The sequence below is a fragment of the Pseudomonas hunanensis genome, assembly GCF_013393325.1.
GTDB lineage: Bacteria > Pseudomonadota > Gammaproteobacteria > Pseudomonadales > Pseudomonadaceae > Aquipseudomonas > Aquipseudomonas putida_P.
The window spans coordinates 1-7334 of the sequence record NZ_QJRC01000067.1 but is presented as its reverse complement, the minus strand read 5'-3'; the positions used below and the strand labels follow the sequence as shown (position 1 = coordinate 7334).

4 protein-coding genes, 3 tRNA genes and 2 rRNA genes are annotated in these 7334 nt (G+C 54.4%); all 9 read right to left on the bottom strand.

Translation table 11 applies throughout. From position 1 onward, the window contains the following. A partial coding sequence (gene tuf / locus DM807_RS03285; protein WP_179027007.1) for an elongation factor Tu occupies positions 1-1136 on the bottom strand: 1136 nt, incomplete at its 3' end. A gap of 78 nt (positions 1137-1214) precedes the next feature. Beyond that, a tRNA-Thr gene (locus tag DM807_RS03280) sits at positions 1215-1290 on the bottom strand. Positions 1291-1319: 29 nt separating this feature from the next. Continuing rightward, a tRNA-Gly gene (locus tag DM807_RS03275) sits at positions 1320-1393 on the bottom strand. 24 nt (positions 1394-1417) lie between these two features. Continuing rightward, positions 1418-1501: transfer RNA gene (locus tag DM807_RS03270), tRNA-Tyr, on the bottom strand. A gap of 152 nt (positions 1502-1653) precedes the next feature. Further along, positions 1654-2079 carry a hypothetical protein gene (locus DM807_RS03265; protein ID WP_012270230.1) on the bottom strand — a complete coding sequence of 142 codons (426 nt, stop codon included), beginning with the start codon at positions 2077-2079 and terminating at the stop codon, positions 1654-1656. 7 nt (positions 2080-2086) lie between these two features. After that, positions 2087-2836, bottom strand: a complete 750-nt coding sequence (locus DM807_RS03260; RefSeq protein WP_012270229.1) for a pantothenate kinase — start codon at positions 2834-2836, stop codon at positions 2087-2089. Continuing rightward, a complete protein-coding gene (birA, locus tag DM807_RS03255) occupies positions 2826-3785 on the bottom strand; it encodes a bifunctional biotin--[acetyl-CoA-carboxylase] ligase/biotin operon repressor BirA (RefSeq protein ID WP_012270228.1) in 960 nt (319 codons plus the stop codon). The genes DM807_RS03260 and birA overlap by 11 nt, the downstream gene beginning before the upstream one ends. Positions 3786-3997: 212 nt before the next feature. After that, positions 3998-4113, bottom strand: a 5S ribosomal RNA gene (rrf, locus tag DM807_RS03250). 136 nt (positions 4114-4249) lie between these two features. Then, positions 4250-7142, bottom strand: a 23S ribosomal RNA gene (locus DM807_RS03245). Between the last annotated feature and the right edge of the window lie 192 nt (positions 7143-7334).

Sequence of the window (7334 nt, the reverse complement as noted above, 5' to 3'; positions counted from 1 at the left end):
GCGAAGCGCAGACCGTCTTCCATTGCGATGGTCTTGATCAGGGTAACAGTCATCTGAATGTTGTCACCTGGCATTACCATTTCAACGCCTTCCGGCAGTTCGCAGTTACCGGTCACGTCAGTGGTACGGAAGTAGAACTGAGGACGGTAGCCTTTGAAGAACGGAGTGTGACGACCGCCTTCTTCCTTCGACAGAACGTAGACTTCTGCGGTGAACTTGGTGTGCGGCTTGACCGAACCTGGCTTGACCAGAACCTGGCCACGCTCAACGTCGTCACGCTTGGTACCACGCAGCAGAACGCCGCAGTTCTCGCCAGCACGACCTTCGTCCAGCAGCTTGCGGAACATCTCAACACCGGTGCAGGTGGTGGTGGTGGTGTCACGCAGACCAACGATTTCCAGCGGATCCTGAACGCGGACGATACCACGCTCGATACGACCGGTAACAACGGTACCACGACCCGAGATCGAGAATACGTCTTCGATCGGCATCAGGAACGGCTGGTCGATGGCACGAACTGGCTCAGGAATGTAGCTGTCCAGAGTCTCTACCAGCTTCTTAACAGCGGTAGTGCCCATTTCGTTGTCGTCTTTGCCTTCCAGGGCCATACGAGCGGAACCGATGATGATCGGAGTGTCGTCACCTGGGAAGTCGTAGGTGGACAGCAGGTCGCGAACTTCCATCTCGACCAGTTCCAGCAGCTCAGCGTCGTCTACCAGGTCAGCCTTGTTCAGGAAGACCACGATGTACGGAACGCCAACCTGACGGGACAGCAGGATGTGCTCACGGGTTTGTGGCATCGGACCATCGGCGGCCGAGCAAACCAGGATCGCGCCGTCCATCTGGGCAGCACCGGTGATCATGTTCTTCACGTAGTCAGCGTGACCTGGGCAGTCAACGTGAGCGTAGTGACGAATGGTCGAGTTGTACTCAACGTGAGCGGTGTTGATGGTGATACCGCGCGCTTTTTCTTCCGGAGCCGAGTCGATCTTGTCGAACTCAACGATTGCCGAACCGAAAACTTCGGAGCAAACGCGAGTCAGAGCTGCGGTCAGAGTGGTCTTACCGTGGTCAACGTGGCCGATAGTGCCGACGTTAACGTGGGGAAGGGAACGATCAAACTTTTCCTTAGCCATCGATACAATCCTCCGCAGAAGAAATAGTCTTGCGCTGATAAAACAAAGGCAGATATTTTCATATCTGCCTTGTTTATATGGAGCTCTTGAGCGGACTTGAACCGCTGACCTCACCCTTACCAAGGGTGTGCTCTACCAACTGAGCTACAAGAGCGAAACACTTTGTGCAAAACCCAGCAAACTTGGAGCGGGTAGCGGGAATCGAACCCGCATCATCAGCTTGGAAGGCTGAGGTTCTACCACTAAACTATACCCGCGGAGCTTGCGGCTCTCGCTAAAACTGGTGGAGGGAGAAGGATTCGAACCTTCGAAGCTCTCGCAACGGATTTACAGTCCGTCCCCTTTGACCGCTCGGGAATCCCTCCAGATGTGGTCGGCATTCTATTTGTCTGCCGCCCTAGTGTCAAGCGTTTTTTCAAATTTTTTCAATCAAATCTGAAACTTAGCTGCTTTGACACCGCTTCCAGCTCTACCACCTGAGTGGTGTTCCCTGTGAAGCGGGCGCCATTCTATCAAGCTATTCGCCAGTTGCAATACCCTGGCAGAAAATAATTTTATGTTTTAAGTCTTTGAAATCATTGGAAAGAGCCGAGAGTACCGTTTGGTCCAGCAAACGCTCGCTTTCCGGGGCCACCTTGAGCCAACGCCCATCCGCTCCAGGCAACTGCCCCATCACTGGCAGGGTGGCAATATCCAGGCTCAGCAGGCGCTGGCGCAGTGCTTCCAACTGCTCCTGCTGCTCCACTCCCCCCACTACCAGGCATTCATCACGGCGCTTGGCTGGCGCCGACACACCCGTTTCACGTAACAGACGGATTTCTTGCTGATTCCCCTTGTACAGAGACAGTGGGGCGACTTCCTTGACCTTCAGCGGTGCTTCCTGCTGATGCCACACGTAATAGAAGACGTTAAGCACCAGTAACAGCAGAAACAACCAACGCATAGGCACCTCAATCCAATGGGCAGGCCATGGCCAGGCCAACGAAAACCAGGTCCGGTACGACACGCGCCTGCGGTACGGCCTCCCTCACCAGCGGTGCATCGCCGCCAGTAAGGAACACTGTGAATGCCTCCCCCCAAAGCGCGCGTGCCTGCTCGAGCTGGGTGCGGGCAAAGCCCTGAAGCATTAACACGCAACCGCGCTCTACCGCCTCGACGGTGGAGCGACCCGGTGACAAGCTAGTCAGTGCACGCTCAGCGGAAGCATCGTCATAGCGGATACGCCGGGTGTGAGTACGCAACTGGCTGCGCATCAAGGGCATCCCCGGGCAGATGTAGCCGCCCAGGTGCTCGCCGTCCGCAGCAACAAAGTCCGCTTTGGCGGCAGTCCCCAGGTCGATTACCAGGCACGCGCCCCCGGCCAGGTGAAATGCACCCAGCGCAGCCAGCCAACGGTCCATACCCAGGCGCTGATAGTCGTCATAACCGTTGCGCACACCGGCCATGCTCTGTGCCGGATGCGCAACGCGCGCCTGCACGGCAAAAGCCTGGGCAATCAACGCACAAAGCGCATCGGTTTCTTCCTCGCTGCGCACACTGACAATACGACAGCCCGTTAGACGCACGGAAGCCAGCGCCGCCACTGCAGCCAGCAGCGCTTGATCGGAATCGACGATCCCGCCACCTTCAATCACTGCGTCAGCAGCATGAATTACCCGCCACTTGATGAAGCTGTTACCGCAGTCGAGCTCAAGAATCATCACGCAACCTCAAACTGAGCTCACCACCACTGAAGCTCTTTTCAACTCCGTCCACCTCAAGGCGCAAGCCGCCCTGCCCGTCGACGCCAAGAACCACGCCATCAATACGCGTACTGCCGGCAACCAGTGAAACATTGCGCCCTTGCCAAAGGTGCGCCTGCTCCCACTCCTCTTGGAATGCGGCAAACCCATAGCGACGATGACGTGCCAATTCATGCTGCAATTGCTGATTGAGCGACGCTACCAAGTGGTTGCGATCTATTGCCGCACCCACCTCACGTCGCATCGAGGTCCACTCCTGGTCGACCTGGTCGTTGGCCTGCATGTTCACATTGATACCGATACCCAGTACCACATGACAGACGTCGGCCGGATCACCCACCAGCTCCAGGAGAATACCGGTGATCTTCTGCCCGCGAACCAACACGTCATTGGGCCATTTGAGCCCTACATCTTTTACGCCGAACGCCTGCAGAGTGCGCATTACCGCAACCCCCACCACCAGGCTCAAGCCTTCGAGCTGGCGCATGCCGCCATCCACACGCAAGACAAGGCTGTAATAGAGGTTCTCGGCAAATGGGCTGACCCATTGGCGGCCACGTCGACCGCGGCCGGCACTCTGCCGCTCAGCCAGCACCACAAATGGCGCTGCCTGCCCCTGATTGGCAAGCCTCAAGCCTTCGGCATTGGTCGAGTCGACGCTTTCATGGATGAAAACCGGCCACTGCTCGCTTTCGGCAAAGCCGGCTATTGCCTGAGCCTCGAGCAAAGCTAGTGGTGTCGCCAGCTGATAGCCGCGCCCACGAACCTTGTGAATGGTGAGGTTCAGCTCGCCTTCCAGGTGCTGCAGCTGTTTCCAAACGGCGCTGCGACTCACCCCGAGGGCTTCCCCCAGAGCTTCTCCGGAATGGAACCGGCCATCCTTGAGAAGATTCAACAACTTCAGCATGCCAGTCTCGACTTGGAATAAGGCAGGCATGATAGCCATGGGCTGTTGGCTTGCATAGGAAAAGGGCCTGCCGCCGGAGCGTTTGCAGATGCAGGCGCGAACACCGCGTCGCCTGCGTCGCAGGCTTGCCCGTTCCTACAGGCGCCAGAATTTTTTCGCCACAAAGACAAAACCCCTACCTGCATGCGCAGATAGGGGTTTTGCGAAATGAATCTTGACGATGACCTACTCTCACATGGGGAAACCCCACACTACCATCGGCGATGCATCGTTTCACTGCTGAGTTCGGGATGGGATCAGGTGGTTCCAATGCTCTATGGTCGTCAAGAAATTCTGTAGCCAGAATGTCCAGATGGACAGCCCAGCGAATTCGGATATGTGATTGTGTGGTTCGTTGCGAACTTTCGGTTCGTATCATCTTCACCACCGCAATTTGGCTGACGCGCAAATTGCTTGGGTGTTATATGGTCAAGCCTCACGGGCAATTAGTATTGGTTAGCTCAACGCCTCACAGCGCTTACACACCCAACCTATCAACGTCGTAGTCTTCGACGGCCCTTTAGGGGATTCAAGATCCCAGTGAGATCTCATCTTGAGGCAAGTTTCCCGCTTAGATGCTTTCAGCGGTTATCTCTTCCGAACATAGCTACCCGGCAATGCCACTGGCGTGACAACCGGAACACCAGAGGTTCGTCCACTCCGGTCCTCTCGTACTAGGAGCAGCCCCTCTCAAATCTCAAACGTCCACGGCAGATAGGGACCGAACTGTCTCACGACGTTCTAAACCCAGCTCGCGTACCACTTTAAATGGCGAACAGCCATACCCTTGGGACCGGCTTCAGCCCCAGGATGTGATGAGCCGACATCGAGGTGCCAAACACCGCCGTCGATATGAACTCTTGGGCGGTATCAGCCTGTTATCCCCGGAGTACCTTTTATCCGTTGAGCGATGGCCCTTCCATACAGAACCACCGGATCACTAAGACCTACTTTCGTACCTGCTCGACGTGTGTGTCTCGCAGTCAAGCGCGCTTTTGCCTTTATACTCTACGACCGATTTCCGACCGGTCTGAGCGCACCTTCGTACTCCTCCGTTACTCTTTGGGAGGAGACCGCCCCAGTCAAACTACCCACCATACACTGTCCTCGATCCGGATAACGGACCTGAGTTAGAACCTCAAAGTTGCCAGGGTGGTATTTCAAGGATGGCTCCATGAGAACTGGCGTCCCCACTTCAAAGCCTCCCACCTATCCTACACAAGCAAATTCAAAGTCCAGTGCAAAGCTATAGTAAAGGTTCACGGGGTCTTTCCGTCTAGCCGCGGATACACTGCATCTTCACAGCGATTTCAATTTCACTGAGTCTCGGGTGGAGACAGCGCCGCCATCGTTACGCCATTCGTGCAGGTCGGAACTTACCCGACAAGGAATTTCGCTACCTTAGGACCGTTATAGTTACGGCCGCCGTTTACCGGGGCTTCGATCAAGAGCTTCGCTTGCGCTAACCCCATCAATTAACCTTCCGGCACCGGGCAGGCGTCACACCCTATACGTCCACTTTCGTGTTTGCAGAGTGCTGTGTTTTTAATAAACAGTCGCAGCGGCCTGGTATCTTCGACCGGCATGGGCTTACGGAGCAAGTCCTTAACCCTCGCCGGCGCACCTTCTCCCGAAGTTACGGTGCCATTTTGCCTAGTTCCTTCACCCGAGTTCTCTCAAGCGCCTTGGTATTCTCTACCTAACCACCTGTGTCGGTTTGGGGTACGGTTCCCAGTTATCTGAAGCTTAGGAGCTTTTCTTGGAAGCATGGTATCAACCACTTCGTCGCCTAAAGGCAACTCGTCATCAGCTCTCGGCCTTGAAATCCCGGATTTGCCTAAGATTCCAGCCTACCACCTTAAACCTGGACAACCAACGCCAGGCTGGCCTAACCTTCTCCGTCCCTCCATCGCAATAACTGGAAGTACAGGAATATTAACCTGTTTTCCATCGACTACGCTTTTCAGCCTCGCCTTAGGGACCGACTAACCCTGCGTCGATTAACGTTGCGCAGGAAACCTTGGTCTTTCGGCGTGCGAGTTTTTCACTCGCATTGTCGTTACTCATGTCAGCATTCGCACTTCTGATACCTCCAGCAAGCTTCTCAACTCACCTTCACAGGCTTACAGAACGCTCCTCTACCGCATCACCAAAAGGTGATACCCGTAGCTTCGGTGCATGGTTTGAGCCCCGTTACATCTTCCGCGCAGGCCGACTCGACTAGTGAGCTATTACGCTTTCTTTAAAGGGTGGCTGCTTCTAAGCCAACCTCCTAGCTGTCTAAGCCTTCCCACATCGTTTCCCACTTAACCATGACTTTGGGACCTTAGCTGACGGTCTGGGTTGTTTCCCTTTTCACGACGGACGTTAGCACCCGCCGTGTGTCTCCCATGCTCGGCACTTGTAGGTATTCGGAGTTTGCATCGGTTTGGTAAGTCGGGATGACCCCCTAGCCGAAACAGTGCTCTACCCCCTACAGTGATACATGAGGCGCTACCTAAATAGCTTTCGAGGAGAACCAGCTATCTCCGAGCTTGATTAGCCTTTCACTCCGATCCACAGGTCATCCGCTAACTTTTCAACGGTAGTCGGTTCGGTCCTCCAGTCAGTGTTACCTAACCTTCAACCTGCCCATGGATAGATCGCCCGGTTTCGGGTCTATACCCAGCGACTAAACGCCCTATTAAGACTCGCTTTCGCTACGCCTCCCCTATTCGGTTAAGCTCGCCACTGAATATAAGTCGCTGACCCATTATACAAAAGGTACGCAGTCACCTAACAAAGTAGGCTCCCACTGCTTGTACGCATACGGTTTCAGGTTCTATTTCACTCCCCTCTCCGGGGTTCTTTTCGCCTTTCCCTCACGGTACTGGTTCACTATCGGTCAGTCAGTAGTATTTAGCCTTGGAGGATGGTCCCCCCATATTCAGACAAAGTTTCTCGTGCTCCGTCCTACTCGATTTCATTGATAAGAGATTTTCGTGTACGGGGCTATCACCCACTATGGCCGCACTTTCCAGAGCGTTCCACTAATCTCAAACCAACTTAAGGGCTGGTCCCCGTTCGCTCGCCACTACTAAGGGAATCTCGGTTGATTTCTTTTCCTCAGGGTACTTAGATGTTTCAGTTCCCCTGGTTCGCCTCTTGCACCTATGTATTCAGTACAAGATAACCAGCTTATGCTGGCTGGGTTCCCCCATTCAGAGATCTCTGGATCACAGTCTGTTTGCCGACTCCCCAAAGCTTATCGCAGGCTACCACGTCTTTCATCGCCTCTGACTGCCAAGGCATCCACCGTATGCGCTTCTTCACTTGACCATATAACCCCAAGCAATCTGGTTATACTGTGAAGACGACATTCGCCGAAAATTCGCACGTCGCTCTTTCGAGCAGAACTCACAAATTTTACCTTAGCCTGATTAACCAGCAGTGAAACTGGCCATCAGTCTATTTCTATCACATATCCGAATTTTTAAAGAACGATCTGACAAAAGTCAGAAATCAACATTC